The sequence below is a fragment of the Mesorhizobium sp. B2-4-14 genome, assembly GCF_006442155.1.
Taxonomy (GTDB): Bacteria; Pseudomonadota; Alphaproteobacteria; order Rhizobiales; family Rhizobiaceae; genus Mesorhizobium.
On the sequence record NZ_VFVA01000003.1, the window covers coordinates 178,395 to 204,403 of the forward strand.

General features: G+C 62.5%; 26 protein-coding genes and 1 pseudogene. 10 read left to right on the forward strand and 17 right to left on the reverse strand.

The features are described from left to right. Nucleotide 1 precedes the first annotated feature (1 nt). The 4 genes from FJ938_RS04095 to fabA all read right to left on the reverse strand — a co-directional run bounded on the left by FJ938_RS04095 (nt 2) and on the right by fabA (nt 4,333). The gene (locus FJ938_RS04095; RefSeq protein WP_140691361.1) at nt 2–1,546 is read right to left on the reverse strand and encodes a bifunctional diguanylate cyclase/phosphodiesterase; all 1,545 of its coding nucleotides are present in this window, start codon (nt 1,544–1,546) and stop codon (nt 2–4) included. Between the two features lie 164 nt (nt 1,547–1,710). Then, entirely contained in the window at nt 1,711–2,514 is an 804-nt protein-coding gene (gene fabI / locus FJ938_RS04100; protein ID WP_140607732.1) for an enoyl-ACP reductase FabI, read from the reverse strand. A gap of 30 nt (nt 2,515–2,544) precedes the next feature. Then, the gene (gene fabB / locus FJ938_RS04105) at nt 2,545–3,765 is read right to left on the reverse strand and encodes a beta-ketoacyl-ACP synthase I (RefSeq protein WP_140607730.1); all 1,221 of its coding nucleotides are present in this window, start codon (nt 3,763–3,765) and stop codon (nt 2,545–2,547) included. A gap of 49 nt (nt 3,766–3,814) precedes the next feature. Further along, the gene (fabA, locus tag FJ938_RS04110) at nt 3,815–4,333 is read right to left on the reverse strand and encodes a 3-hydroxyacyl-[acyl-carrier-protein] dehydratase FabA (RefSeq protein WP_127276870.1); all 519 of its coding nucleotides are present in this window, start codon (nt 4,331–4,333) and stop codon (nt 3,815–3,817) included. A 242-nt stretch (nt 4,334–4,575) separates the two neighbouring features. Here fabA and irrA point away from each other — a divergent pair, with 242 nt between their 5' ends. Further along, nucleotides 4,576–5,007 carry an iron response transcriptional regulator IrrA gene (irrA, locus tag FJ938_RS04115; RefSeq protein ID WP_181165535.1) on the forward strand — a complete coding sequence of 144 codons (432 nt, stop codon included), beginning with the start codon at nt 4,576–4,578 and terminating at the stop codon, nt 5,005–5,007. A 131-nt stretch (nt 5,008–5,138) separates the two neighbouring features. Further along, a complete protein-coding gene (locus FJ938_RS04120) occupies nt 5,139–5,471 on the forward strand; it encodes a DUF4260 domain-containing protein (RefSeq protein WP_181169002.1) in 333 nt (110 codons plus the stop codon). Here the strand turns inward: FJ938_RS04120 and FJ938_RS04125 are convergent. Continuing rightward, nucleotides 5,461–6,021 carry an SH3 domain-containing protein gene (locus FJ938_RS04125; RefSeq protein WP_140607724.1) on the reverse strand — a complete coding sequence of 187 codons (561 nt, stop codon included), beginning with the start codon at nt 6,019–6,021 and terminating at the stop codon, nt 5,461–5,463. The two genes, FJ938_RS04120 and FJ938_RS04125, sit on opposite strands and share 11 nt — an antisense overlap. A 148-nt stretch (nt 6,022–6,169) precedes the next feature. Here FJ938_RS04125 and FJ938_RS04130 point away from each other — a divergent pair, with 148 nt between their 5' ends. Then, nucleotides 6,170–7,171, forward strand: coding sequence for a D-glycerate dehydrogenase (locus FJ938_RS04130; protein ID WP_140607722.1), 1,002 nt, complete (start codon nt 6,170–6,172; stop codon nt 7,169–7,171). Nucleotides 7,172–7,203: 32 nt separating this feature from the next. Here FJ938_RS04130 and FJ938_RS04135 read toward each other — a convergent pair whose 3' ends face one another. The 9 genes from FJ938_RS04135 to FJ938_RS04175 all read right to left on the reverse strand — a co-directional run bounded on the left by FJ938_RS04135 (nt 7,204) and on the right by FJ938_RS04175 (nt 17,008). Continuing rightward, on the reverse strand, nt 7,204–7,692 hold the full coding sequence (locus FJ938_RS04135; protein ID WP_246673172.1) for a GNAT family N-acetyltransferase: 489 nt from the start codon (nt 7,690–7,692) through the stop codon (nt 7,204–7,206). 2 nt (nt 7,693–7,694) lie between these two features. Beyond that, complete coding sequence (locus tag FJ938_RS04140) at nt 7,695–8,447, reverse strand: molybdopterin-synthase adenylyltransferase MoeB (protein WP_140691364.1); 753 nt, start codon at nt 8,445–8,447, stop codon at nt 7,695–7,697. Nucleotides 8,448–8,598: 151 nt separating this feature from the next. Then, nucleotides 8,599–9,732, reverse strand: a complete 1,134-nt coding sequence (recF, locus tag FJ938_RS04145) for a DNA replication/repair protein RecF (RefSeq protein ID WP_140691367.1) — start codon at nt 9,730–9,732, stop codon at nt 8,599–8,601. A 74-nt stretch (nt 9,733–9,806) separates the two neighbouring features. Beyond that, nucleotides 9,807–10,925 (reverse strand): DNA polymerase III subunit beta, encoded by a 1,119-nt coding sequence (gene dnaN, locus FJ938_RS04150; RefSeq protein WP_140607718.1) that lies wholly within the window; start codon nt 10,923–10,925, stop codon nt 9,807–9,809. A gap of 306 nt (nt 10,926–11,231) precedes the next feature. Continuing rightward, complete coding sequence (gene dnaA, locus FJ938_RS04155) at nt 11,232–12,776, reverse strand: chromosomal replication initiator protein DnaA (protein WP_140691370.1); 1,545 nt, start codon at nt 12,774–12,776, stop codon at nt 11,232–11,234. 854 nt (nt 12,777–13,630) lie between these two features. Next, entirely contained in the window at nt 13,631–13,897 is a 267-nt protein-coding gene (gene rpsT / locus FJ938_RS04160; protein ID WP_140607716.1) for a 30S ribosomal protein S20, read from the reverse strand. Between the two features lie 180 nt (nt 13,898–14,077). Next, nucleotides 14,078–14,851: an enoyl-CoA hydratase gene (locus FJ938_RS04165; protein ID WP_140691373.1), complete on the reverse strand. Its 774-nt coding sequence runs from the start codon at nt 14,849–14,851 to the stop codon at nt 14,078–14,080. A 32-nt stretch (nt 14,852–14,883) separates the two neighbouring features. Beyond that, the gene (mutM, locus tag FJ938_RS04170) at nt 14,884–15,774 is read right to left on the reverse strand and encodes a bifunctional DNA-formamidopyrimidine glycosylase/DNA-(apurinic or apyrimidinic site) lyase (RefSeq protein WP_140691376.1); all 891 of its coding nucleotides are present in this window, start codon (nt 15,772–15,774) and stop codon (nt 14,884–14,886) included. Beyond that, a complete protein-coding gene (locus FJ938_RS04175; protein ID WP_140691379.1) occupies nt 15,767–17,008 on the reverse strand; it encodes a phosphopentomutase in 1,242 nt (413 codons plus the stop codon). The genes mutM and FJ938_RS04175 overlap by 8 nt, the downstream gene beginning before the upstream one ends. 293 nt (nt 17,009–17,301) lie before the next feature. Here FJ938_RS04175 and FJ938_RS04180 point away from each other — a divergent pair. Beyond that, nucleotides 17,302–18,226 (forward strand): annotated as a pseudogene (locus FJ938_RS04180) (phosphate/phosphite/phosphonate ABC transporter substrate-binding protein). Nucleotides 18,227–18,332: 106 nt separating this feature from the next. On the opposite strand, the gene FJ938_RS04185 reads toward FJ938_RS04180, so the two are convergent. From FJ938_RS04185 to FJ938_RS04195, 3 genes are all read right to left on the reverse strand, one after another. Further along, nucleotides 18,333–18,956 (reverse strand): TadE/TadG family type IV pilus assembly protein, encoded by a 624-nt coding sequence (locus tag FJ938_RS04185; protein WP_140691382.1) that lies wholly within the window; start codon nt 18,954–18,956, stop codon nt 18,333–18,335. A 34-nt stretch (nt 18,957–18,990) separates the two neighbouring features. Beyond that, complete coding sequence (locus FJ938_RS04190) at nt 18,991–19,578, reverse strand: TadE/TadG family type IV pilus assembly protein (protein WP_140607710.1); 588 nt, start codon at nt 19,576–19,578, stop codon at nt 18,991–18,993. A gap of 136 nt (nt 19,579–19,714) precedes the next feature. Then, nucleotides 19,715–20,137, reverse strand: a complete 423-nt coding sequence (locus FJ938_RS04195) for a pilus assembly protein N-terminal domain-containing protein (protein ID WP_140607709.1) — start codon at nt 20,135–20,137, stop codon at nt 19,715–19,717. Between the two features lie 358 nt (nt 20,138–20,495). Here FJ938_RS04195 and FJ938_RS04200 point away from each other — a divergent pair, with 358 nt between their 5' ends. The 6 genes from FJ938_RS04200 to FJ938_RS04225 all read left to right on the forward strand — a co-directional run bounded on the left by FJ938_RS04200 (nt 20,496) and on the right by FJ938_RS04225 (nt 26,006). Next, complete coding sequence (locus FJ938_RS04200) at nt 20,496–20,672, forward strand: Flp family type IVb pilin (protein ID WP_140607708.1); 177 nt, start codon at nt 20,496–20,498, stop codon at nt 20,670–20,672. A gap of 193 nt (nt 20,673–20,865) precedes the next feature. Continuing rightward, nucleotides 20,866–21,384, forward strand: a complete 519-nt coding sequence (locus FJ938_RS04205; protein WP_140607707.1) for a prepilin peptidase — start codon at nt 20,866–20,868, stop codon at nt 21,382–21,384. Between the two features lie 209 nt (nt 21,385–21,593). Continuing rightward, entirely contained in the window at nt 21,594–22,409 is an 816-nt protein-coding gene (cpaB, locus tag FJ938_RS04210; protein WP_140607706.1) for a Flp pilus assembly protein CpaB, read from the forward strand. After that, nucleotides 22,406–23,923 carry a type II and III secretion system protein family protein gene (locus FJ938_RS04215; RefSeq protein ID WP_140607705.1) on the forward strand — a complete coding sequence of 506 codons (1,518 nt, stop codon included), beginning with the start codon at nt 22,406–22,408 and terminating at the stop codon, nt 23,921–23,923. Before cpaB ends, FJ938_RS04215 begins: the two co-directional genes overlap by 4 nt. 14 nt (nt 23,924–23,937) lie before the next feature. Beyond that, nucleotides 23,938–24,666, forward strand: a complete 729-nt coding sequence (locus FJ938_RS04220) for a CpaD family pilus assembly protein (protein WP_140607704.1) — start codon at nt 23,938–23,940, stop codon at nt 24,664–24,666. A 50-nt stretch (nt 24,667–24,716) separates the two neighbouring features. After that, nucleotides 24,717–26,006, forward strand: coding sequence for a CpaE family protein (locus FJ938_RS04225; RefSeq protein ID WP_140607703.1), 1,290 nt, complete (start codon nt 24,717–24,719; stop codon nt 26,004–26,006). Nucleotides 26,007–26,009: the final 3 nt, after the last annotated feature.

The following is a 26,009-nucleotide window of genomic DNA, read 5'->3' on the forward strand; positions in this document are numbered from 1 at the left end:
CTCAATGCAGAGTGGCGACGCGCCGCATGTCCTCGCCGGCGTGCCCATCGACGACCCCGACCTTCAGCGGCGCCGGCCGCCCGAACAGGTAGCCTTGCACGACTTCGCAGCCTGCCGCCCGCAGCAGCGTTGCCTGGCTCTCGGTCTCGACGCCTTCGGCGATGATGCTGACGCCGAGCGCACGCGAAAGCCCGACAATGGTCGAGACGACGGCGCCGGAACTGGAATCAGTATCGATGCGGCTGACGAAGGAACGATCGATCTTCAGCTTGCCGAACGAGAAGTCGATCAGGTAGCTGAGGTTCGAATAGCCTGTGCCGAAATCGTCGACGGCCACGGATATGCCCATCTCGGCAAGCTCTTTCAGGATGGCGGCCGCGCGGTCACGGTCCTGCATCATCGCCGTCTCGGTGACTTCCAGTTCCAGCCGTGACGGCTTGATGCCGGTGGTCCTCATCGTGTCGCGCACGATGCCGACGAAGTCCTTGGTCATGAACTGGACCGGCGAGATGTTGACAGCCACGAAGCAGTCGTCCGGCAAATGGCTGGCGTCACTGCAGGCCTTGCGCAGAACCCATTCGCCGATCGGGTTGATCATCCCCGTCTCCTCGGCGATCTGGATGAACTCCATCGGCGGGATCATGCCACGCTCTGGATGGTTCCAGCGGATCAGCGCCTCATAGCCGACGATGCGGCCGGTCGGCAGATCGAGTTGCGGCTGATAGTGCAGGTCGAAGTCTCCGCGTTCGAAGGCGGTGTGCAGTTCGGATTCGACCCATTGGCGATAGTCGGCCACCCGCCCCATCTCGCTGTTGAAGACCGACCAGTTGCCGACGCCGCTGGCGCGCGCGTTCTGCAGCGCAAGGTTGGAGCGGCGCAGGATGAGGACCGGGTCGATGCCATCCTTGGGCATGGCCACGATACCCACCGAAAGGCCCACGGATTGCTGATGGCTGCTGAGTTCATAGGGCTCCATCATCTCGTCGATGAGCCTCTCGAGCATGCTTTCCATCGTTCCCTGGATTTGGTGATCCTGAAGCAGCACGGCGAACTCGCCGGCACCAATGCGCCCGATCACTGTGCGCGCGGGAACACAGGTTTTCAGCCGCTTGGTGAAGGCGCGTATCAACTCGTCGCCCTGGGTGTAGCCGATCGCGTCGTTGATCTGCTTGAACCGGTCGATGTCGATGTCGATCAGGAACACCGGTTCTCCGGTCCGGCGCGTGGTGCATGCCGCCTCGGCGATCTTGCCGACCATCGCCGGGCGGGCCAGCAACCCGGTCAGCTTGTCGAAATGGGTCTCGTTGAAGACGAAATCCGCCGATTCATCGATGCCGGCGAAGAAAGACATTGCCGCCACCGATGCCGCCAGCGCGCAAAGCGCGGCCGTGATCGCGACCATCATGTCCACCGACATGCCGGCAAACCCGTTGCCGAGACCGTGCTTCAGGCCCCAGATGCCGAGGATGAAACTGCCGATACCCGAACTTGCTATCGTGAGCAGTCGGAACACCGGTGTTCGCTTCGGGTTGCTGACAGCAGGCATTGAAAGGTCCCCAGATTGCGGGACTCTATAGCGGGAGCCTTCTTAAAATGGCTTTCCGCGAATGCATCCAATTTTACCGGAGAGGACTATTTCTTTCCTGGAATGAAGCGATTTCCAAACGCCGGGATACATGTCGCGCAAAACGGGTGGCCGCAATCCGCTCCTCAGCCATCCGTCTGCTTCAATTCGTCCAGCGTCGGCATCGAGACGATGTGATAGCCGGAATCGACATAGTGGATTTCGCCGGTGACCCCGGAGGCGAGGTCGGAGAGGAGATAAAGCGCCGACCCGCCGACCTCGTCGATGGTCACGGTACGGCGCAGCGGCGAGTTGCGCTGCTGGTAGGAGAACATGTGGCGGGCGTCCGAAATGCCGGCGCCGGCGAGTGTGCGCACCGGTCCCGCCGAGATGCCGTTCACCCGGATGCCGCGCGGGCCGTAGTCGTTGGCGAGATAACGCACGCTGGCCTCGAGCCCGGCCTTGGCGACGCCCATCACGTTGTAGTTCGGCATGACGCGGACCGAACCGGCATAGGTCAGCGTGATCATCGAGCCGCCATCCTTCATCAGCGGCGCGGCATTGCGGGCCACCTCGGTGAAGGAATAGCAGGAGATCACCATGGTGCGGATGAAATTGTCCCGGCTGGTGTCGGCGTAAAGGCCTTTCAGCTCATTCTTGTCGGAAAAGCCGATAGCATGGACGACGAAGTCCAGCCCGCCCCAGGCCTTGCCAAGCGTCTCGAAAGTTTCGGCGACCGAAGCGCTGTCCTCGACGTCGCAGGGAACGACCAGTGAGGCGCCGAGCTTGTCGGCGAGCGGTTTGACCCGGCGGCCGAAGGCCTCACCCTGGTAGGTGAACGCCAGTTCCGCCCCATGTTCGGACAATTTCCTGGCGATGCCCCAGGCGATCGAATGATCGTTGGCGACCCCCATGACAAGCCCGCGCTTGCCCTTCATCAATCCGTCCATGGCCGCCAATCCTTCTACAAAAACCAGGCCTTATGCGGAATAGCGCTGGAAAACGAGCGTTGCGTTGGTGCCACCGAAGCCGAAGGAATTTGACAGGACGGTGTCGATCTTGGCGTCGTCGATGCGCTTGCGCACGATCGGCATGCCCTCGAATTCAGGATCAAGCGTCTCGATATGGGCGCTTTCGCCGATGAAGCCGCCCTGCATCATCAGGATCGAATAGATGGATTCCTGCACGCCGGCCGCGCCCAGCGAATGGCCGGTCAGTGATTTCGTCGAGGTGATGAACGGCATCTTCTCGCCGAACACCTCGCGGATCGCGCCCATTTCCTTGGAATCCCCCACTGGCGTCGAGGTGCCATGGGTGTTGATGTAATCGACCGGCTCGGTAACCGTCGACAGGGCCTGCCGCATGCAGCGGATAGCACCTTCGCCCGAAGGCGCGACCATGTCGTAGCCGTCCGAGGTCGCGCCGTAGCCGACGATCTCGGCGTAGATCTTGGCGCCGCGCGCCTTGGCATGCTCCAGTTCTTCCAGCACCAGCACGCCGGCGCCGCCGGCAATGACGAAGCCGTCGCGATTGGCGTCGTAGGCGCGGGAAGCGGTCGATGCCCGGTCATTGAACTTCGACGACATGGCGCCCATGGCATCGAACAGGTCCGACATCGTCCAGTCGAGATCCTCGTGACCGCCGGCAAAGACCATGTCCTGCTTGCCCCACTGGATCAGCTCATAGCCATTGCCGATGCAATGCGCCGAGGTCGAGCAGGCCGACGAGATCGAATAGTTGACGCCATGGATCTTGAACCACGTGGCCAAGGTGGCCGAGGCCGTCGACGACATCGCCTTCGGCACCGCGAAGGGGCCGATGCGCTTGGGGCTGCCGTTCTTGAGCGTGGTTTCGGCCGCTTCGACGATGGTGCGGGTGGAGGGGCCGCCCGAGCCCATGACGATGCCGGTGCGCTCATTGGTGATGTCGCTTTCGCTCAAGCCGGCATCCGCGATCGCCTGGTCCATGGCGACGTGGTTCCAGGCCGCGCCCTGCGACAGGAAGCGCATCGCGCGGCGATCGATCATGGCGGACGGGTCGAGTGTCGGCGCACCCCAGACCTGGCAGCGGAAGCCATGCTCGGCGAAGGAATCGGAAAAGCTGATCCCGGATCTGGCGTCATGCAGCGAGGTCTGCACCTCGTTGGCGTTGTTGCCGATCGACGACACGATGCCGAGGCCTGTGACTACGACACGTCTCATTCGCAACTCCTTCCAGGGATGCCGGCCAAAGGGCGGGCCAGGGCTGCGGTCAAGCGACCGCCGACTGCTTGGACAAACCGACCTTCAGGTCCGTCGCCGCATATATGGGCTCGCCATCCGCCTTCATCCAGCCATCGGCGATGCCCAGCACGAGCCGGCCGCGCATCACGCGCTTGAAATCCACGCCATACTCGACCTTCTTGACCGATGGCGTGACCATGCCCTTGAACTTTACCTCGCCGGTCGACAGCGCCATTCCCTTGCCGGGTTCGCCGAGCCAGCCGAGATAGAAACCCGTCAATTGCCACAAAGCGTCGAGGCCGAGGCATCCCGGCATGATCGGATTGCCGATGAAATGGCAGGCAAAGAACCACAGGTCCGGCTTGATGTCGAATTCGGCGCGGATGAAGCCCTTGTCGAAGGCGCCGCCGGTCTCACTGACTTCGGTGATGCGGTCGAACATCAGCATCGGCGGGTAGGGCAACTGGGCATTGCCCTCTCCGAACAGCTCGCCGCGGGCGCAGGCCAGCAATTCTTCGTAGTCGTAGCTGGATTTCGAACCCGCCATCAATCTCGTCCCCATATCGTCCGGGCGATAGCGCGCCCTTGTCGTTGGTGTCCTAACACAATCTGTTTCAGGCCGGAAACCGGCGCTTGCGCTTAACCCGCCAGTCTGCCCGGGTCAATGCGCGCTATTGATCGCATTCGGACGACAGAATATATGTCAACAGGGGTCCGGTTTCGGCAGACATTCATTTTTTTGCCATTCTGGGCGTGCCTTGAGGCGGGACAGTGAGCTTGGAAGACCAGATGGACCGGGGCTGCCGGAAGGAAAATGTCGCTGTGGACAAGCGCGTACGGGAAGCGGGGCTGAGGCCGACGCGCCAACGCATAGCGCTGGCCAACCTGCTTTTTGCCAAGGGCGACCGTCATCTCTCGGCCGAGGAACTGCATGAGGAGGCGCTGGCCGCCGGCGTGCCGGTGTCGCTGGCCACCGTCTACAACGCACTCCACCAGTTCACCCAGGCGGGGCTGCTGCGCATCCTCGCCGTCGAGGGCGCCAAGACCTATTTCGACACCAACACCTCCGACCACCATCATTTCTACATCGAAGGCGAAAACCGGATTTTCGACATCGCCAACGGCCCGGTGACGGTCACCAACCTGCCGGACCCGCCCGAGGGTATGGAAATCGCCAATGTCGACATCGTCGTGAGGCTGCGCGCCAAGCGCCAGGAATGACAGGCGAGGGCCAGACTAGTCGGCCCGGCCCGAATAATCGGCCCGGCCAGAATAATCGGCCCGGCCAGAATAATCTGCCTGGGGTGAAACCGCTCGACCTGATAGTCCGGCTCGAATGAGCTGTCGTGACCATGGCCGCTGTCGTCTTCTACGGTTCAACAGGGGTTTCCTGGTGGCTCTTCGGATTGCTCATCCTGGCGCCGGACCTGTCGATGTTGGGCTATCTCGGTGGCCCGCGCAACGGTGCCATCGCCTACAACGCCCTGCACATCGTGATCGTACCGGTGCTGCTGTTGCTCGCTGGTCGCCTGGCCGGCAATGCGACGGCAATCGCGGTCGCACTGATCTGGATCGCTCACATCGCCATCGACCGTGCGCTTGGCTATGGCCTCAAGCTGTCAACCGGTTTCCAGGACACCCATCTCGGCCGTATCGGGCGTAAACGCGAGACGCTCAGTCCTTGACCCGCTCGCCTGGATAGGCGCCCCACACCGCGGACTGGGAGAGCCAGCCGGTATGGCCGGCGAGCGTCATTTCGCACCACTGGCCGTCGCAGGCCTTGATCGTGCCCATGACGCCCGGCTCGACGATGGCCACCACCCTGGCATCCTTGTCGGGGCTCTTGAGAAGATTGACTTGGGCACCCTTGCCGCGCTGCCAGGGCGCGATGATGGCGGTGCGTCGGCCTGAGAGCAGCGATTGGTTGATCCAGCCTTCCGAACCGTCCGCATCGCGCACGCGGCGCCACGTATCGAACTCCTGGATGATCTCCATAGGCAGCCCGGCCTTCAGGTACATCCAGTCGACCGAATAGTTGGCACCCGGCCCGACGCGCGAGTTGACGCGGCCGGATTTGAGACTGACGAATCGCGGCAGTGGCAGGCCGCTCGGTCCGAGCGTGACGGCGCTCTGGGCCGGTGCCGCCGCGCTTTGCGCCGTGGCAAGCGGAGAATAAAGGAGAGCGCCGAGAAATGCTGCGCTGAGGGTCAGGCGAAGCGACGCGAAACCAGACACTTTCGTTCCTTTCGGTGCCGGCCCGGCGGCTGCGGCGCCCCTTTTTCTTTGTCTTCGGCGGCACCGCTTGTTACATGGGTAAATCGGCTACCGCGACCGGCTTTCAGTTTCGCCGGTCTTGGTTAAAGAGGTCTCAACGAGGGAAACAATGGTAGGCAAAAAGAAGCCTCTCGTGGTCATCACGCGAAAGCTGCCCGACCCGGTCGAGACCCGCATGCGCGAGTTGTTCGATGCAAGGCTGAATGTCGAGGACAGGCCGATGACGCAGCCAGAGCTGGTTGCCGCGGTCAAGGAAGCCGACGTGCTGGTGCCGACCGTGACCGACCAGATCGACGCGGCGCTGATCGCCCAGGCCGGCGACAACCTCAAGCTGATCGCCAATTTCGGCAATGGCGTCGACAAGATCGACGTGGCGGCGGCGGCCAAGAGGGGCATTACCGTCACCAACACGCCCAATGTGCTCACGGAAGATACCGCCGACATGACCATGGCGCTGATGCTGGCGGTGCCACGCCGGCTCGCGGAAGGCGCCAACGTGCTGACCGGAGACAAGAAATGGGCCGGCTGGTCGCCGACCTGGATGCTTGGCCGGCGCATCTGGGGCAAGCGGCTCGGCATTGTCGGCATGGGCCGCATCGGCACGGCCGTTGCCCGGCGGGCCAAGGCCTTCGGCCTTTCCATCCACTATCACAATCGCCATCGCGTGCTGCCGGCGGTCGAGGACGGGCTGGAGGCGACCTATTGGGAAAGCCTCGACCAGATGCTGGCCCGCATGGATATCATCTCGGTCAACTGTCCGTCGACGCCCGCGACCTTTCACCTCTTGTCGGCGCGGCGACTGGCGTTGCTGCAGCCCACGGCCTATGTCGTCAACACCGCGCGCGGCGACATCATCGATGAAGAAGCGCTGGTCAAGCTGATCCAGGACGGCAAGATCGCCGGCGCCGGCCTCGACGTCTACGAGCACGAGCCGGCCCTGAACGGCAAGCTGCTCAAGCTCGCCGCCAAGGGCAAGGTCGTGCTCTTGCCGCATATGGGCTCGGCGACGCTCGAGGGCCGCATCGACATGGGCGAGAAGGTCATCATCAATATCAGGGCCTTCGTTGACGGGCATCGTCCGCCGGACCGCGTACTGCCGCTCAGGACCTGACGGCTCGCCTTCCTTCAAGTGAAAGCCAAGGCTTATGAAATGGTTTTGCGCATGGTGATCGAGGTCGGCCTGGCGTAGCCTTCATGCGCCGTCTGTTCGGTCTCGTGGGAGCCGAGGCAGGCGAAGGCGGCATGGTTCGTGATGAGTTCGATCCGTGTCTGAAGTTCCAGCGCCGCCTTGCCGCGGTCGAGCGCAAGACATTCGACTGCCCGCATCAGTTGCCGGCCAATGCCTTGGCCCTGCCAGTCCGGTGCGACGGCGAGCTTGTCGACATAAAAGTCGTCCTCCCGTTCGAGAGCAAAGACGCAGCCGACGATGCTGCCGTCGTTGAGGGCCACGAAGCCGGCCTCCCGCCGAGCCTTGTCACGCAATGTGTCGACGGTGAGCAAATGGGCCGAGGATGGCGGGTCGATGACGCCGTCCATGGAGGCGAAGGCCTGCATGATCAGGGCAAGCACATCAGCCCAGCGGTCGAAATCGGCGGGGATGCGGGTGATGGAGAAGGGCACGGTCTGCTTCAAGGTCAGCGCCTGGTGTAGCGGATCGTTTCGAAGCGCGCGGCGAGCGCGTCGTAGAGCAGCAGCCGGCCGACCAGCGGCTCGCCGATGCCGGCGATCAGCTTGATCGCCTCCATCGCCTGCAGCGTGCCGACGACGCCCGTCAGCGCGCCGAGCACCCCGGCCTCGGCGCAGGACGGCACCAGACCCGGCGGCGGGGCTTCGGGAAAGAGGTCGCGGTAGCTCGGGTTCGGCTTGCCATCCTTGCCGTCCTCGAATGGCTTCAGCACCGTCACCGAACCGTCGAAGCGTCCGACAGCGGCATGCACCAGCGGTTTTCTTTCGCTCGCGCAGGCGTCGGCCACCGTATAGCGGGTTTCGAAATTGTCGGAACCGTCGACGACGATGTCATAGCGGGCGACGAGGGCAGGGGCATTCTCCGCCGTCAGCCGGAATGTGTGCGTCTCGACCGTGGTGTTGGGATTGATGCGGATGATCGCCGCCTTGGCGCTATCGGTTTTCAGCATGCCGACCGTATCGGTGCCGTGGATGACCTGACGCTGCAGATTGGAGAGCGACACCGTGTCGTCGTCGACAATGCCGAGCGTGCCGACGCCGGCCGCGGCAAGATATTCGAGCACCGGCGCCCCCAGCCCGCCCGCGCCGATCACCAGGACACGCGCTTGCTTGAGCTTCTGCTGGCCCGCGCCGCCGACCTCGGGCAGCACGATGTGGCGGGCATAACGTTCTATCTCGTCGGCGGTGAGCACAGTGGTCATATCAGGACCATATCGTGGCCGAAAAACCTTGTCAGGTCTTCATGCATGTCGCCCAAAAGTGTCGAGCGGTTTTGGGATGCCGACATGCATGCAACAAGATCGCGTCGCCCAAAAGTGTCGAGCGGCTTTGGGGTGCCGACATGCGTGCGACCTAGACGGTTGACCTTACCTTGCCGTGGTCGACCGTCAGGAACTGTGCCCTGCCCTGCAGGCTGGAAAACAGCGCCGCATCGGTTCCCGTCATGAAAGCCTGGCAGTTCAATTCCTCCAGGATCGAGGATAGCGCCGCCCGCCGTCCGCCGTCGAGATGCGCGGCGATCTCGTCAAGCAGCAGGATCGGCGTCATGCCGGACATTTCGCCGGTCAGCCTTGCATGCGACAGGACGATGCCGACCAGCAGTGCCTTCTGCTCACCGGTCGAGCAGAGCTCTGCCGGCATCGCCTTGGGCCGGTGCCGGACAACGAGATCCGAACGGTGCGGCCCCTCGAGCGTGCGCCCGGCGGCGCGGTCGCGGTCGCGGCCCTCCATGAGTGCCCGCCGGAACCGCTCCTCGACATCGACCGCCGGCGCGCTTGCGATCTCGGCCTCCAAATCGCCCGCGAGGCCGATGTCGGCCTGCGGGAACGGTCCCGCGTCGGGCAGCCTGTCGATCATGGCGGCCAGCAGGCGCACTATCTCGGCGCGCGCCGCGGCGATCGCCACCCCGGTTTCGGCCATCTGGGTCTCGATCGCGTCGAACCAGCGGTCGTCGCGCGAGCCTTCGGTCAGCAGACGGTTACGGCCGCGCATCGCCTTCTCGTAGTCGAGGGCGCGCTGGCCGTGGCCAGGGTCGATCGCCAGCACCAGCCGGTCGAGAAAGCGCCGGCGATCCGCCGCCGGTCCGGTGAACAGCGCATCCATGGCGGGCGTCAGCCAAACGACGCGCAGCCATTCCAGCATGTCCTCGGCCGATCGCGCGTTGGCGCCGTTGATCCGCACCCGCCTGCCGCCCTCGCTCTCGCCGCCGGAAATGCCGGTGCCGATCTCGATCTGGCCGCCAGGTCCGTCGAGCCGGGCGTGCAGCGCAAAACCGCCGTCGCCGCCCTCGCGCGCGACATCCGCGTAAGGAGCGCGGCGCAGGCCGCGTCCCGGCGTCAGAAAGGAGATGGCTTCGAGAAGGTTGGTCTTGCCGGCGCCGTTGTCACCAGAAAAGACCACAAGGCCGGGGGCGAGATCGATCGCCAGCGCCGCATAATTGCGAAAGTTAGTAAGTATTAGCTTACTTATATGGGTTTGTACCGGCAACCGCTATCCGCCTGTAGAAGTCGCCATCATTCTCGCTGCCGGCTGCGGCGGAGCCGCCTGACGACAGGTGCCGGCTATACGCGCATCGGCATCAGCACGTAGAGCGCGGTCTCGTCGGCCATGTCGTGGATCAGCGTCGGCGAACCGGCGTCGGCCAGCATGAATTTGGCTTCCGTGCCGGTCAGCTGCGCGGCGACGTCGAGCAGGTATTTGGCGTTGAAGCCGATCTCGATCGGGTCCGCCGAATAGTCGGCGGCCAGTTCCTCGGTGGCGCTGCCGGAATCCGGGTTGTTGACGGCGAGCGTCACCTGGCCTTCGCTGATCGAAAGCTTCACCGCGCGGCCCCGTTCGGAGGAAATGGTCGAGACGCGATCGACCGCGGCGGCAAAGCTCTGGCGGTCGAGGATCAGCTTCTTGTCGTTGCCGGTCGGAATGACGCGCTGATAATCGGGGAAGGTGCCGTCGATCAGCTTCGAGGTCAGGACCACGCTGCCGATGGTGAAGCGGATCTTGGTGTCCGACAGTTCGGTGGTCACGGCGATATCCGGATCGTCGACCAGCTTCTGCAGCTCACTGACCGTCTTGCGCGGAATGATGATCCCCGGCATGCCCTCGGAACCCGCCGGTGCGTCGATCTCGGCACGGGCCAGGCGGTGGCCGTCTGTGGCCACGGAGCGCAGCTTGAGCTTGCCGCCGACCTCATGTGTGTGCAGGTAGATGCCGTTGAGATAGTAGCGCGTCTCTTCGGTGGAAATGGCGAACTGCGTCTTCTCGATCAGCCCCTTCAGGGCGACCGAGTCGAGCCGGAAGATATGCGAGAAGGAGCCGGCCGAAAGCTCCGGGAAGTCGGATTGCGGCAGGCACTGCAGGCGGAAGCTCGAGCGGCCCGACGTCACCGTCATGGCGTTGCCGTCCTCATCCGTCTTCAGCATCACCTCGGCGCCGTCGGAGAGTTTGCGCACGATGTCATAGAGAAGGTGGGCCGGAACCGTCGTCGCCCCGCCGCGCTCCACCTTGGCCGGCGTCGCTTCCGTCACCTCCAGGTCTAGGTCGGTGGCTTTCATTTCGAGGCTGGCCCCCTCGGCGCTGAGCAGCACGTTGGACAGGATCGGTATTGTGTTGCGCCGTTCGACCACGCGGTGGACGTGGTTGAGCGACTTCAGGAGATTTGACCGTTCCAGGATAACACGCATGACGAAACAGGCTCGCTTGAAAGGATGAGCGGGTCTCCGGCTGGCGGCGCCCCGCGAAAGGTCTGAACAGGCTCAGAATCTGCGTAAACTGACAGGAAAAAGCCAGCAAACGCAAGCCCGCGCCACCGGTTCAGGCCGGCTGCACAGGCTTTCTGGGGATAAAGGGCGCGAAGTCCGCCGGCCGATGCGGCGAATCCGGAATCCGGATCGTCTCCCGGCAAGGCCGTGGGCCCATTTCGGGTTCACGGCCGGGCAGGCAAGCCATTGAATTCCAGAACCGTTCTGGCTTGCCTGTCGCGGTACCGGTCAGGCCTGGTCGTTGATCAGGCGCCGCAGCAGTTCTAGTTCCTGTGCCAGCGTGTTGTCGGCGCCAGAAAGGTCTTCGATCTTGCGCACGGCATGCAGCACCGTGGTGTGGTCGCGGCCGCCGAAGCGCCGCCCGATTTCGGGCAAGGAGCGCGGCGTCATCACCTTCGACAGATACATGGCTACCTGCCTGGGCTTGACGATCGTGCGCGTGCGCCGGTTGGACAAAAGTTCCGTCTTCGACACGTTGTAGTGGCGCGCCACGATGCGCTGGATGTCCTCGATGCGAACCCGCTTCGGCTCGCCCGTGCGATAAATGTGGCCGAGGATCTCGTCGATGCGGTCGATGGTGATCTGCGGCTCGAACGACTGGCGAAACAGCAGCTGATTGAACGCACCCTCGAGTTCGCGGCCGCTGCCGGTCACGGTGCGGGCGACGTGATTGAGGATTTCATCGGAAATGTCGAGCGACGCGTCGTCGGTCCTGGCCGTGGCCAGGCGCAGTTTGAGCATGCCGAGGCGCATGGCGAAATCGGGCGCCGACATTTCGAGCGCGACGCCGCCATTGAGGCGCGAACGCACCCGCGGCTCCAGCGATTCCAGCTCCGACGGTGGCCGGTCCGCGGCGACGACGACTTGCTTGGCGCTGTCGAGCAGCATGTTGATCAAGTGGCAGAACTCATGCTGGATCGACTTGCCCTGCAGGAACTGCATGTCGTCGATGATCAGGAGATCGATGTCGCGCAGCTGCTCCTTGAGCGTCAGCGCATTGTTGTCACGGATCGCCGTGGCGAAGCGCCACATGAAATATTCGGCGGTGAGATAGACGACGCGGGACTTGGGATTCTGCTTCAGCGATTCCGCCGCGATGGCCTGCAGGAGGTGCGTCTTGCCGAGCCCGACGGTCGCGTGCAGGAATAGCGGATTGAAGCGCACCGCGCTCGACTGCGATTCCGCTACGGCCTTGGCGGCAGCGAACGCCACCCGGTTCGACGGTCCTTCGATGAAGGAGCCAAAAGTGTAGCGCGGATCAAGCGGCGACCCCAGCACATTGTGGCGGAACTCGTTCTCGGCCGAAGCGCCCGGCCGCGGCACCGGAGGCCGCTCCACCCTGCCTGGGCTCACGGTGCCGGCGGCCAGCGCCGTCTGCGTCTGCCGCGTCATCTTGCGCGCCGGCGCCAATTCCGGTTCGACATGGCTGCGCCCCTGGCGGGTGGCCGTGCGGACGACGATCTCGATCTTGAGGACTTCGGGATCCTCCTGCTTCCACAGTTCGGAGATGAGGTCGTGATAATGACCGTTGATCCACGAGCGCAGGAACGCGGTGGGCACCGAGATGCGGACGATGCCCTTGGAAGCCTCCGCGACCTTCATGCGGCCGAACCAGCTCGAATAGACTTCAGCCCCCAGACGCGCCTTCAACTGGGTCTTGACCCGGTCGAATTTCTGTTCCGCGTCGCTGGAGACCACCATCTCGTTTGCTCCGATCAAAGTTCCAGGAAATAGGAGGTCGCCCGTAAGCTCCCTTTCGATGCCGCTCTGCATGATCGAGTTCCTTGCCTTTCTGTACCTGTTTTTCCGCTGGGGATGCGCCTCCTGCATCCTTTGCCAGCGACTGTATCTTCGCTACGAAGCTCCTTGCCGCCGCCGGCAATGAACGTCGCCCATTATCCGGGGAACCGGTGCCGGCCCATGGAAGCCAGTCCGCGTTGGGTATTTCAGGGCAACACAACACCGTCCGGCGAAAGAGCGCCGGCGCGCTGTCTACCTGCCATGTCTAGTTACGCCAGTCCCCTACCGTATCGAAAAAGAGCAAACCAAACCGTCCGCGGACTTGATCCGCGTCGCAAATCCCGCCAATTTAAGCTGGCCCGATTCAGGCTGGGTTAAGGGCTCAGGACCCCGTCCCTTTCGATGGATGGACATTACCGAAATCGCTGTGGATAGGGCAAGGCCACGTCTAACGGATTTTTAAGGAATCTGGTTACCTCGGGCAGGTTCAGGCGCCATGCTGCGGCGGTATGTTTTAACAAAGCCATTGTGATTCAAACCCTTTTCCCGCGAATATGAAAAAGCCGGGCCGGTTTGAAATTTTCTGAAATAATTCGCTTGACAGCCAGTTGTCCTCCCGTCCCCTCGGCGTGCTGTGGACAAGTTGTGGATGACTACCGCTAATTGATTGAAAAATATTGGTTATTTATGCTGACCAAGGATTTTGCAGCCTGCACTTTTCAAGCATGTCGACCATCAGTAGGCATGCATGTGCCGGCAAAGCATTTCGAACCTTGGACTCCGTATTGGACGCCATTTCTCAGTATTCTTTTTAAGTACTTGCCGGCAAACGAAAAAACCCGGCACGATCGGCCGGGTTTTAAAGAAGATCAGCCTGGAAAGTCGATTCAGGCCGACAGCACCTTGAGGCGCTGGGCCAGCCGCGACACCTTGCGGGACGCGGTATTCTTGTGGATCACGCCCTTGGTCGCGGCGCGCATCAATTCCGGCTCGGCGGCCTTGAAAGCGGCCTGGGCGGCTGCCTTGTCGCCGGAGGCGAGTGCCTCCTCGACCTGGCGGATATAGGTGCGAACGCGCGACCGGCGGTTCTTGTTGATCGCCGCGCGGCGGGCGATCTTACGCGTTGCCTTTTTGGCCGAGGATGTGTTGGCCATGATGCCTCTCTTCTGATCTGGTCGGCGCACGCGGCATGCCGCAGGGCGCAAAAAACAAACGGGCAGCCACGGGGCCGCCTCGGTTGGTGCGGCTTATAGTTCAGCTTTTCCGGCGCGTCAACGCTGCCCGGCGTTCTTTTTGGCCGGCGTCACAGGGTTTCGGCCCCGGCCGCCGATGCCCTACCGGTTGGTGAAATTCGGCTTCCGCTTTTCGGCGAAGGCCGCCATGCCTTCCTTCTGGTCTTCGAGCGCGAAAAGCGAGTGGAACAGGCGGCGTTCGAACCGCAATCCCTCGGCAAGCGTCGTTTCATAGGCACGGTTGACAGCTTCCTTCGCCATCATCACCGACGGCAGCGAGAAATCAGCGATCTTGGCAGCCGCCTTGACGGCCGCCTCGACAAGCTCGCCCGCGGGCACGACCCGCGATACCAGGCCCGAGCGCTCGGCTTCCGCCGCATCCATCATCCGCCCGGTCAGGCACATGTCCATGGCCTTCGACTTACCGATGAACCGGGTCAATCGTTGCGACCCGCCCATGCCGGGAATGACGCCGAGCGTGATTTCGGGCTGGCCGAATTTGGCCGTATCGGCGGCGATGATGAAATCGCACATCATCGCGAGTTCGCACCCCCCTCCCAGCGCATAGCCGGCCACCGCCGCGATAATTGGCTTTCGCGCCCGCGTGAATTCTTCCCAGCCAGCGAAGAAGTCCTGGCTGTAAGCGTCCACGTAGGAGATCGCCTGCATCTCCTTGATGTCGGCACCGGCGGCAAAGGCCTTGTCGGAGCCGGTAACAACCATGGCGCCGATCCCGGGATCGGCGCTGAAACCGTTTACGGCTGCGACGAGTTCATTGAGGATTTGGGAATTCAGCGCGTTGAGCGCCTGCGGCCGGTTCAGCGTGATCAGCCCGACCTTGCCGCGCGTCTCGGTGATGATCGTCTCATAGGCCATGGCTGCTTCTCCTCGCTCGACTCCGGTCTAACTCAGCTCTGACACGTCCGGCAATAGAAGGTCGAGCGTCCGCTCTGCACGATGCGCTCGATGTGGCCGCCGCAGCCAGGCTTGGGGCAAGGCTCTCCCTCGCGGTCGTAAACGGCGAAGGAGTGCTGGAAATAGCCCAGCGACCCGTCGGCGTGCACATAGTCACGCAGCGATGACCCGCCGGCGGCGATGGCGTCTGATATGACCGAGCGGATCGCCCCGGCGAGACGTTCGCTCTGTTCCTTCGCCTTCTTGCCGGGCTTGGCGATGGTGCCCGCCTCGCGCAGGGGCGACAGGCCGGCACGCCACAGCGCCTCCGAGACATAAATATTGCCAAGCCCCGCGATCAGCCTCTGGTCGAGAAGCGCTGCCTTGAGCGGCGATCTGCGGCCTTTCAGCAGCGAGGCGAGCAGCACGCCGTCCAGCGCATTGCCCGTGGGCTCGACGCCCAGTCCGGCCAGCATGGGATGCGTCTCCGGCAGCCCTTCTGAAAACAACATGAAACCGAAGCGGCGCGGGTCGTTGAAGATCACTCGTGACCGAGTGCCGACGGCCGATTCGACGTGGAAGACGACATGGTCGTGCACCGTGCTTTTCGAGCGTTCGTGGTGGAACACGCCCGGCATCTCGCTGTCGTCGTCGGTCTCGATACGAAAGGAGCCCGACATGCCGAGATGGCAGATCAGCACCGGACCATCCTGCATATGCATGGTCAGGTACTTCGCCCGGCGGCCGAGCGCGGTAATCGTTCGGCCAGCCAGCCGTTCCGAGAACCGTTCGGGAAACGGAAACCGGAGATCCGGCCGCCGCGCCTCGACCTGGGCCAGATGGGCGCCTTCGAGAACCGGCTGCAGGCCGCGCCGGACCGTCTCGACTTCGGGCAATTCAGGCATGGCCGCCAATCGTCGCGTGGAAAGAAGTGCCGTGGGGGCCGCGCGCCAGTCCGAGATGTTCGGCGACGGTCTCGCCGATATCGGCGAAGGTTGCCCTCAGCCCTATGTCGCCGCCTTTCAGATCCGGCCCGGTGCCGATCACGGGAATGCGTTCGCGCGTGTGGTCGGTGCCCCGCCAGGTCGGATCGTTGCCGTGATCGGCCGTCAGGATGAGAAGGTCGCCTTGCCGCAGCCTTGCGAATGCCTCCGGCAGCCGCAGGTCGAAGGCCTCGAGCGCGGCGGCATAGCCGGCGACATCGCGGCGATGGCCGAACTCGGTGTCGAAATCGACGAAATTGGCGAAGACGAGATCGCCGTCGCCGGCGTCGTCCATTGCGCCCAGAGCCTTGTCGAACATGGCCATGTTGCCGGCGGCCTTGCGCACTTCCGAAATCCCGCAATGGGCGAAGATGTCGCCGATCTTGCCGACGGCGATGACGCGGCTTCCCCGCGCCGTCAATCTATCGAGCAGTGTCGGCTCCGGCGGCGGCACGGCGTAGTCGTGACGGTTGTAGGTTCGAGCGAAGGTTGTGGTCGTCTCGCCGACGAACGGCCGTGCGATCACGCGGCCGATCCTCAATGGGTCAACCAGTCGGCGCACCACCTGACAGAATTCATAAAGCCGCTCCAGCCCGAAATGGACTTCATGCGCGGCGACCTGCAGGACCGAATCGATCGACGTGTAGCAGATCGGCTTGCCGGTGCGGATGTGCTCCTCGCCGAACCGCTCGATGATCTCGGTGCCCGGCGCATGGCAGTTGCCGAGAATGCCAGGCACCTTGCCCTCGCGGATCATCGCCTCGGTCAGATCGGCGGGGAAGGCGGGAACGGTATCCGGGAAATAGCCCCAGTCGAAGCGGACCGGCAGGCCCGCGACCTCCCAGTGACCGGAAGGGGTGTCCTTGCCGCTCGAAACCTCTTGCGCCGCGCCATGGAAGGCATTGGCGAGCACATCCGTTCCGAAATGGGCAAAACCCAGTCCTGTCGCCGTCTCGGCCGCCTTGCCAAGCCCGAGCGATGCCATGTTGGGAACAAACAACGGGCCCTGACGAAGCCCTTCACGATCGGCGCGGCCTTCCGCGCAAGCTTCGGCGATGTGCGCGAGGGTGTTGGCGCCGGCGTCGCCATAGCGCTCGGCGTCGGCCGCGCCGCCAATGCCGAAAGAATCCAGGACGAAGAGGAAAGCGCGCGCCATCGGATCATTGTTGCCAGTGTGGACGACCAGACATAGGGTTCCACGGCGGCATTGGCAAATCGGAAACCGAACGGCAACGGCTTGGCGCGATAATCCGGTGCATGTCGCCCAACAGTGCGCAGCGGTTTTGGGGGAACGACATGGACAGCAAGAGTGCATGTCGCCCAAAAGTGTGCGGCGGTTTTGGGGTGACGACATGCACCGATACGAGAGATGGCACCGATACAAGAGATGAATGTCGCGGCGCTGCGGGCACGGGTCGTCAATCAAACAGAACGCGGGGCAGTCTTGCCATGAAGGCTGCGCTGAGGACCTGGGCTACCCTCATGGTCGTGCACGGCATGTTGTGGTGCGGGCAGGCGCGGGCCGACTGGCGCGATGATATCGGCACGTTTCGCATCGGCATTGTCGCCGAGCCTAATGGCGGCAACACCGTTCCGGGTCTGGCGCAGTTGACGCAAGCCTTTACCAATGCGTTGGGCATGAAGGTGGAGTTCGTCGTTGCCCGCGACTATGCCTCGCTGATCGAGGCGCAGGCCAATGCCCGGATCGAATACGCCATCTATTCGGCGACCGCCTATGCCACTGCGCAGCAACGCTGCGCATGCGTCGAGCCGCTCGTGGCTCCGGTCGATTCCGACGGTGCGGCGGGCATCCGCTCCGTGTTGCTGACCAGGGATGGCAAGCTGCCTGGCCTGGCTGATATGGAGACCCATCGGATCGTCATGCCGCCGCCTGACAGTGTCGGGGGCTCGTTTTTGCCGCTGGCAGGGCTGGCCGCCGAGCATGTCAAGGTTGCCGAAGATGCACCGTTTCTGATCCACGCGGATTCAGCGTCGGCGGCGGAAATGATACTCGTCGACGGCAAGGCCGACGCCATGTTCGGCTGGGTCAGGGCCGCGGCCGATGGCCAGCCGCAACTATCTGGTGGCACGCGGGCAAGGCTTGAGGCGGCCGGCCTTTCGGCATCCGCTCTCCAGGTCGTGTGGATATCGGGCCCTGCTGAGATACGGTCCCCACACCGTGCGCAGCGATCTCGACCCGGAAGCCAAGCGGCGGCTGACCGTGTTCCTCACCAACCTCAAATCGACGACGCCGGATGTCTACGATCTCCTGGAAACGAAGCACTCTGGTGGTTTTTTGACCGTGGCTCCAAAGGATTATGCGACGGCGGAAGCCATCGTGCGGATGGTCTCGCCCGATGGTGGGCAGCGGTAAAAGCCCCAGCGGTTCAGTGTCTGATGGAATCGCTGAGCCGCTCCAAGCCCTTGTTTTTATGCAATTTCGGACGAAAGGCACATCGCGTGATGTCCCTGGAATTGCTCTAGCAGTCGCTGCAAGGGATCGTCAGGCTTCTGCGGGGGCGCAGATAGTAAGTCTCGCCCATCGATATGCCGTTGGCGAGGGCGGCGGTCAATCCAAGCTTCTGTTGAGTGTCCGCGGTCCAGCTGATGATCGGCTGGTAGCCCAGTGTGCTGTCGACGCGGATCAGGAAGGTACCGGCCACGTTGAGCGTTGTCGGAACCGTTGCGGCCGAGCCTGCTGCGGCGCCGACGCTGTTGACGCCGTTGGCCACCTTGCGTGACCACGCCACCAGCACTTTGGGCGGCGTGTCGGTGGTGACCTGGATTGCGGTGATGGTGATGTTTGGCGTCGAGCGGTTGTAGGGCTGAATGGTCGACGTGCCGATTTGCATGATGGCGTCGAGATCCGCCTTCACGATGGTCGGCTGTTGCGTGACGAGATCGGCCACCATGCTGCCGATACGGCTGACCTTCTTGCTGGTCTCGATAGCCTGCGAAGCCTCCATGGTCATGAAATACAGGATCAGCAGGATAGGCACGATCAGGGCAAACTCGACCGCCGCCACGCCGCGGCGATTGCACCAGAACCCAACCGTCTTGCTCCAGATCCCTGCAGTTTCCAGATGTGCCCCCGCACGCATCATACCATTGCCCTTTTTCTTGTCGGTGCTTCCGAACTCAATTGAACGGCTCGTTCTGCCAGGTCACCGACGCAAAATGCAGCGTCCTGCCGCCACTCAGATTGGCCATCGACTTGGCCATCAGATCGGTCATGACAGGCCATTTGTAGAAGACCCGCAGCATGTTCTTCGATTCCGCCGGCCCCGGGGAGTTCACGAATGTCTGGGAACTGGTGCCTTGCATCAGCACGACATCACCGTTCTGGATCTTGAAGCCAGCCTGGGCCGCGTCGGCGAAAGTCGAATACTGGCGAAGATCTACGAGCAGCTGTTGTGGGCAATCCGTGGAGACGATGATTTCCAGTTTGTTGCAGATCAGGGTCGTCAAATTGTTCCCGGCGACATCGGCCGGCCGCAACTGGCCGGTGCGCAGCTGGCGGGCAACATCGTCGGTGATGTTGGCCATCACCTCCTGCCCGGCGAATGAGATGCAGCTCTCGAGGATGGCGAACACCAGGAGAGCGAAAGGCAATGCAAGCAGCGCGAATTCCAGGGCAGTGCTGCCGCGCCGGTCGCGAACGAAGCGCCTGAAAGGCCGGGCGCGCGCCGTCTTGCGTTGATCCGTCGAACCGATTGCCTTGCCCATACCTGTTCCTGCCATCCCTGGACGGTCGCGACAGGGGTACTAACGCAAACCGATTGAGGTCCGGTTTGAATGATCATTAAAGTCGGCGCGGGCGTCTTAACCGGGCGGTAACCCGGCCGCCGGTCTGCCGCGCAGCCTATTTGCTGACGCTCATTTCAGCCTCGGAGGATTTTTCCGCCTCGCTCTTGTAGGAGCTTTCGCAATAGGGCGTGCAAGACATGGTCTGGACCTCGGCACGTCGATAAATGCGGACAGACGAGGCTGCCTGCCGCACGACGGTAACCTGCGCGTCGACGATCGGGCTACCTTCCTGGTCGAGCACGACGAGATTGGTGACGCCGAAACCCTTGCCTGTGAGCACGATCGTGGAGGCGTCCTGGACGGAGGCATCGGCGATTGCCGGGTTGCCGACGACGACCGTGTCGGCGGGGCGCGACAATTTGACGATCTTGGCCTGGTTCATGGTGACCTCGATACCGGCGCCGGCCCTGGCCGGCGTGATCAAACTCGCGGTCGCAAGGAGCACGGCAATCAGGATTGAAGGTCTCGGCAAGGCCATTATGGCGCTCCACGCAGGCGGACTGTTCAACGGAACATGAACGAGATTGGTGAACCAACGGTTAAGTCGACCGCCGCCGACCGTTGTCGCGGTCGGCATCGCTGCTCGCGTGGCCAGGTCCAGGCGCCGGGCCGCGAGCTTCGCCAAGCCCTTGCCTTCTGCGGCGTTGGCCTGGGAAATGGTGCTTTAGCCGGCGCTTAGTGCGGAGTTAACCACGCACTATGTTCGATCCGGGAAAGGAATCGGTAAGGCTGTTTATTAAGCCGATCGAAAGAGCTTCTCCCTAGATTGGCAGCATCCGATCAACCATCACAGAAGTTGACGGAAGTGCTGTAACACGTGGAGTAGGAGCTCTCGAATGTCTAATCTCATTGCACGTTTCGTGAAGGACGAATCCGGCGCGACCGCTATCGAATATGGTCTGATCGCCGCTCTCATCGCACTCGCCATCATCACCGGCGCTGGCGCGCTCGGCAATGCCATCAACGCCAAGTTCACCTCGATCGGAACCACCCTGAACTCCAGCGGCAGCTGATCGGCTTATTGCTGAACGTTCAGATCGTGTTCTGGACAGGGGCCGCCAAGTGGTGGCCCCTGTTTTGCGTTGCGTGTTCATGTCGCGGCTGACGACGGTCGTGTTTGCATTGCGGGCCTCGTCAATTGCAGGCCTCATCAATCGTTAATCGATCCATTCTAGATTGAGCCCCTGGACAATAGGCATAGCGCCGATGCTTGAAGCCCTGATCTTCGTCGTATTTCCGTTCTGCATGCTGTTTGCCGCGATCTCCGACATGCTGTCGATGACGATCGCCAATCGCGTGCCGGTGCTGCTTGTCGTCGTCTTCGCGCTGGTTGCGCCGCTGACGGGCATGGAATGGGCAGCCTTTGGTTGGCATTTCGCCGCCGGGGCCTTGGTTCTGGCCGTGACGTTCGGTTTGTTCGCGATGGGTGGCATGGGTGGAGGAGACGCCAAACTGCTCGCCGCTACGGCCGTGTGGATGGGGCTCAACGTGCATCTCGTTGAATACCTTGTCGTCTCGACATTCATTGGCGGCCTCTTGACGCTCGCCATCCTACTTTACCGGAAGTCGCCGCTGGCGGTATTTACCGGCCGCAATCCATTCCTGCGCCACTTCGCGGAAGAGTCAGCGGGGGTTCCTTATGGGATCGCGCTCGGCCTGGGCGGATTGCTGACCTATCCGGATTCGCCTTTGATGGTGTGGGCGCTGGCAAGGCTGGCCGGCTGAACACGATCTAATTTCCCCATTCCCTACCGCGTTGTCCGACCTGGCTTTGAAGGAAACCGGCCGATACTTGCACGCAAGGCGACGCAATCCATCTAATTTATGTAAACCTTAAATTAATCACGATCGTAAGCATTACATTAACCTTGTTTTGACGATTGCCGCTGCAAAGTCCGGCTTGGCTAGGTTTGCCAAGGCGAGGTTCGGACAAAATGCCAGCATCCCGACTGATTATTCTAAGCGTGGCGGTGGCCGCGGCGGGTGGCGCTGGTTATGTCGCGAAAAACATGGTCGCTGCGCCGCCGCCCCAGATCGTCGTCGAATCCGGTCCCAAGGCCCCTGCCGTACCTCTGCAGGATGTGCTTGTGCTGTCGGGCGATGTCGCGATGGGCAGCGCGCTCGGGAACAATATCACCTGGCAATCCTGGCCGGCTGACGGCATCAACGCCAATTTCATCACCAAGGCCACCGCCCCCGACGCCCTCGAGAAACTGAAAGGGTCGATAGCCCGCGTGACGATGTACGCGGGCGAGCCCGTGCGGCGTTCCAAGCTGATCGGCGAGGGGCAGAGCTTCATGTCGTCGATCCTGCCTTCCGGGATGCGGGCGGTCGCCACGACCATATCGGCTGACACTTCGGCTGGCGGCTTCATCCTTCCAAACGATTTCGTCGACGTGATCATGACCCGCAAAGCGGATGCCAGCAGCGGCAGCACCGGTTTCAACACCGAAACCATCCTCAAGAACATCCGCGTCCTGGCAATCGACCAGACCATCCAGGAGGACGAAGAAGGCAAGAAGACCAGGGTGGGCCAGACCGCCACGCTGGAGCTGACCCCCCGGCAGGCGGAAATCATCACCGTTGCCCAGCAGATGGCCGATCGCCTGACCCTGGCGTTGCGGTCGATCACGGACACCCAGGAGAAGAATCCGGGCGAGGCCGACTATCTCGTTTCTGGCAATGGCCGCAGAGGAACAGTGAGGCTGATCAAGTCGGGTGAAGTTTCCGAAGTAGGGGCAAGGAAATGAGGCTAAGCGGTAAACTCCCGGCAATCATAGCCGCGGCATTCGGCCTGCTGCTCGTCGGAATGAATGTTCAGGGCGTCGTCGAGGCGAAGAGTACGCGGGTATCGGCTACGACGGCCGCCCAGCGCGTGAAGCTTGGCCTCAACAAATCGGTCGTCATCGACCTGCCGAGCGATGCCTATGACATCCTTGTCGCCAACCCGACAGTTGCCGATGCCGTAACCCGGACCGCGAGGCGGATCTACCTGTTCGGCAAGGCGGTCGGCGAGACCAACATCTTCGTCTTCGGTCCGAATGGCGAACAGATCGCCAGCCTGGACCTGGCGGTCGAACGCGACGTCGCCGGGCTGGAGGACTACATCAAGCGCTTCCTTCCGACTTCGGCCATCAAGGTGGAATTGCTGAATGACAACGTCATCTTGACCGGGACGGTCGACACGCCGCTGGACGCCAAACGGGCGGTCGACCTGGCGACGATCTTCGTCTCGGGCGGTGAAGCGACGACAGGACAGTATTCGCAGACCGCGGCCGGCGGCTCGGCCCAGAGCGGTGTCGACATCAACAACCCGGACCAGGAGCGCCGTACCTCGAAGATCGTCAATCTCTTGCAGATCATCGGTGACGACCAGGTCACGCTGAAGGTGACGGTCGCCGAAGTGAGCCGGTCCGTGATGAAGCAGCTCGGCGTCAATATGGTCGGCAGCGGCGGCAGCAACGGCATCAGCTACGGCGCGCTCAGTGATCCTTTCGCTGGTCTCGGCAAGCCGCTATCAAACGCGGGCTTCAATATCAGCACGTCGGGGCTGCAAGCCTATATCAACGCGATGGAGCAGTCCGGGGTCATGAAGACCCTGGCCGAGCCGACCTTGACCGCCGTGTCCGGGGAGAAGGCGACCTTCAAGGTCGGCGGCGAATACAACATGGTGAGCGGGGTCAGCGCCAACGTATCCACCGACAATCAGACCGGTCTGAAGACCTATACCGTCGATAAGATCGAGTATGGCATCGGCCTGGAGTTCCAGCCGGTGGTTCTGTCGCCCGGTCGCATAAGCCTGAAAGTCAGAACCTCGGTTTCCGAACCGACAACCGAGGGGTCCGTATCGTCATCCACGGACAATAGGAGTATCGGCATGAATGCCTTGTCACTGCGCAAGCGTCTTGCGGATACGACCGTTGAACTGCCCTCGGGCGGCTCCATGATGATCGCCGGCCTGGTTCGCGACGACGTCAGGCAAGCCGTCACTGGGTTGCCTGGACTGACAAAGATCCCGGTGCTCGGCGCGCTTTTCCGCAGCAGGGACTTCGTGCGCAACGAGACCGAGCTCGTCATCATCATCACGCCCTATCTGGCACGGCCGGTTGCACGCAACGAGCTCGCCAAGCCGGACGACAATTTCAACGCGGCCAGCGATGGTGCCGCTATGTTCCTTGGCAAGGTCAATCGCGTCTACGGCACCATGCAGACCGACAGGCCCAACGGCCGCTATCACGGCGTTGTCGGCTTCATCTACAAGTGAATGAGGAAGCGGACATGTCTCAGTCAGCGTTGAAGACAACGACCACCAAGACGACGAGCACCAGCCGTTCGCGCCTGCGGGTCCTCCCGTTCCTGGCAGTTGCGGCGACGGCCTTGCTGGCCGGTTGCGCCCAGCGCGACAGCGTCACTGTCGGTGCCATTCCGGATGACTATCGCACCAACCATCCGATCGTCATCGCGGAGAAGAATCAAAAGATCGACCTTCCCGTCGGCGCTGGCGACCGCGGCATGACCGGTTCGCAGCGCGATACGCTTCTGGGTTTCCTCGACGGCTATGACAAGAGTGCCGCACCGACGCTGACGATCCAGATTCCCCGCGGATCGGCCAACGAGGTTGCCGCGACGGCGGCCGGTCGTGATTTCGCCAGGCTCGCGATCGCCAGTGGCGTCAAGCGCAACCGGATCGTCGTGGTCGCCTACCAGGCCGGATCGAGCGAAATATCCGCTCCGGTTCGCGTCGCCTATATCTCGGTAAAAGCCCAGACCGACAAATGCGGACGCTGGCCCGATGACCTGGTCGAGACGTCGGAAAACAAGCACTACGCCGACTTCGGTTGCTCCTACCAGAACAATCTCGCCGCTCAGATGGCCAACCCGGCCGACCTGATTGGTCCGCGCAAGCAGACCACAATCGACGCGGAAAATCGTGGCGCGGTGATCGACGTTTATCGCAACAGGGGCATTTCGGGTGAATTCCTCGGCAATTCGGAAGTGACCTACTGAGCCGCCCTCGGGAAAAAGAAGCCAGCGAAAGAACGGGCCACGGAAAGAGCATGACCATGAGCAACCTTGCCTATGACGCCACCGTGGACGGCGGCGATACCTCGCCGCAGGACATCGCCGCGATGCAGGCGTTGCGGCCGGTTCCGCGCATTTCGATCCAGGCATTCTGCGAGACGGAGGGCGTTGCCAATCCGGTCGAGCGTGCCGGCGAGGATCGCCGCATGGCCAAGGCACATCTCAAGGTCCATATGGGCGGCATTCCCACCGCCATCGAATTCTATCAGTCGGCGCCCACGCCGAACCTGATCCTGCTGGAGTCGCGCAGCGAACCCAAGCAACTGCTGGAACAGCTCGCCCAGCTTTCGGAATACTGCGACCCGACCTCGAAAGTGGTGGTGATCGGTCATTACAACGACGTCGGTCTCTATCGTGAGCTCATCCGGTCCGGCATCTCGGAATATGTCATCGCTCCGGTGTCGATGGCCGATATCGTCAGTGTCGTCTCGTCGATCTTCGTCGATCCGGAGGCCGAGCCGCTCGGCCGCTCGATTGCCTTTGTCGGCGCCAAGGGTGGCGTCGGCTCGTCCACGATCGCCCATAACGTGGCCTGGGCAATGTCTTCGCTGTTCAAATCCGAGGTCGTCGTTGCCGACCTCGACCTCGCCTTCGGCACGGCCAACATCAATTTCGATCAGGATCCGGCACAGGGCATCGCCGAAGCGGTGTTCTCGCCCGAACGCATCGATGAGGTCTATCTGGACAGGCTGCTGACCCAGTGCGCCGAACACCTGTCGCTGCTCGCGGCGCCCTCGACGCTGGAACGCGTCTACGACTTCGACCCCGATGCCTTTGCTCAGCTTGTCGATACCGCGCTCCGCAGCGTGCCGCTCCTGGTGCTGGACGTTCCCCATGTCTGGACGGGCTGGGCCAAGAACACGCTGGTCAAGGCCGACGAGATCGTCATCACGGCGACGCCGGAACTGGCCAATCTGCGCAACACCAAGAACCTGCTCGACATGCTCAAGCGGCTGCGCCCCAACGACCCTCCGCCGAAGCTGATCATCAATCAGGCCGGTGTTCCCAAGCGTCCGGAGATTTCGCCGTCCGATTTCGCCGAGCCGCTCGGCCTCACGCCGATGTCGGTCATCGGCTTCGATCCGGTGCTGTTCGGCAATGCAGCCAACAACGGGCGTATGCTCGGCGAGATGGATGCCAAGAACCAGGTCGTCGCCACCATCAACGAAATTGCCCATGTGCTGACAGGGCGCAGCGAAATCAGGACGAAAAAGAAGGCTGGCCTCGGTAGCCTCCTCGGCAAGCTCTCGCGCAACAAGAAGTGACGC

Bases quoted from the DNA above. Each gene is read 5' to 3' on its own strand.
- FJ938_RS04225 (WP_140607703.1), top strand. From the start codon at position 24,717: ATGACCATGAGCAACCTTGCCTATGACGCCACCGTGGACGGCGGCGAT.
- fabB (WP_140607730.1), bottom strand. From the start codon at position 3,765: ATGAGACGTGTCGTAGTCACAGGCCTCGGCATCGTGTCGTCGATCGGC.
- FJ938_RS04215 (WP_140607705.1), top strand. From the start codon at position 22,406: ATGAGGCTAAGCGGTAAACTCCCGGCAATCATAGCCGCGGCATTCGGC.
- FJ938_RS04200 (WP_140607708.1), top strand. From the start codon at position 20,496: ATGTCTAATCTCATTGCACGTTTCGTGAAGGACGAATCCGGCGCGACC.
- FJ938_RS04190 (WP_140607710.1), bottom strand. From the start codon at position 19,578: ATGGGCAAGGCAATCGGTTCGACGGATCAACGCAAGACGGCGCGCGCC.
- fabI (WP_140607732.1), bottom strand. From the start codon at position 2,514: ATGGACGGATTGATGAAGGGCAAGCGCGGGCTTGTCATGGGGGTCGCC.
- fabA (WP_127276870.1), bottom strand. From the start codon at position 4,333: ATGGCGGGTTCGAAATCCAGCTACGACTACGAAGAATTGCTGGCCTGC.
- FJ938_RS04205 (WP_140607707.1), top strand. From the start codon at position 20,866: ATGCTTGAAGCCCTGATCTTCGTCGTATTTCCGTTCTGCATGCTGTTT.
- FJ938_RS04095 (WP_140691361.1), bottom strand. From the start codon at position 1,546: ATGCCTGCTGTCAGCAACCCGAAGCGAACACCGGTGTTCCGACTGCTC.
- FJ938_RS04220 (WP_140607704.1), top strand. From the start codon at position 23,938: ATGTCTCAGTCAGCGTTGAAGACAACGACCACCAAGACGACGAGCACC.
- mutM (WP_140691376.1), bottom strand. From the start codon at position 15,774: ATGCCTGAATTGCCCGAAGTCGAGACGGTCCGGCGCGGCCTGCAGCCG.
- cpaB (WP_140607706.1), top strand. From the start codon at position 21,594: ATGCCAGCATCCCGACTGATTATTCTAAGCGTGGCGGTGGCCGCGGCG.
- FJ938_RS04175 (WP_140691379.1), bottom strand. From the start codon at position 17,008: ATGGCGCGCGCTTTCCTCTTCGTCCTGGATTCTTTCGGCATTGGCGGC.
- FJ938_RS04120 (WP_181169002.1), top strand. From the start codon at position 5,139: ATGGCCGCTGTCGTCTTCTACGGTTCAACAGGGGTTTCCTGGTGGCTC.
- FJ938_RS04185 (WP_140691382.1), bottom strand. From the start codon at position 18,956: ATGATGCGTGCGGGGGCACATCTGGAAACTGCAGGGATCTGGAGCAAG.
- FJ938_RS04140 (WP_140691364.1), bottom strand. From the start codon at position 8,447: ATGACCACTGTGCTCACCGCCGACGAGATAGAACGTTATGCCCGCCAC.
- irrA (WP_181165535.1), top strand. From the start codon at position 4,576: ATGGACCGGGGCTGCCGGAAGGAAAATGTCGCTGTGGACAAGCGCGTA.
- dnaN (WP_140607718.1), bottom strand. From the start codon at position 10,925: ATGCGTGTTATCCTGGAACGGTCAAATCTCCTGAAGTCGCTCAACCAC.
- FJ938_RS04165 (WP_140691373.1), bottom strand. From the start codon at position 14,851: ATGGCCTATGAGACGATCATCACCGAGACGCGCGGCAAGGTCGGGCTG.
- rpsT (WP_140607716.1), bottom strand. From the start codon at position 13,897: ATGGCCAACACATCCTCGGCCAAAAAGGCAACGCGTAAGATCGCCCGC.
- FJ938_RS04130 (WP_140607722.1), top strand. From the start codon at position 6,170: ATGGTAGGCAAAAAGAAGCCTCTCGTGGTCATCACGCGAAAGCTGCCC.
- dnaA (WP_140691370.1), bottom strand. From the start codon at position 12,776: ATGCAGAGCGGCATCGAAAGGGAGCTTACGGGCGACCTCCTATTTCCT.
- FJ938_RS04195 (WP_140607709.1), bottom strand. From the start codon at position 20,137: ATGGCCTTGCCGAGACCTTCAATCCTGATTGCCGTGCTCCTTGCGACC.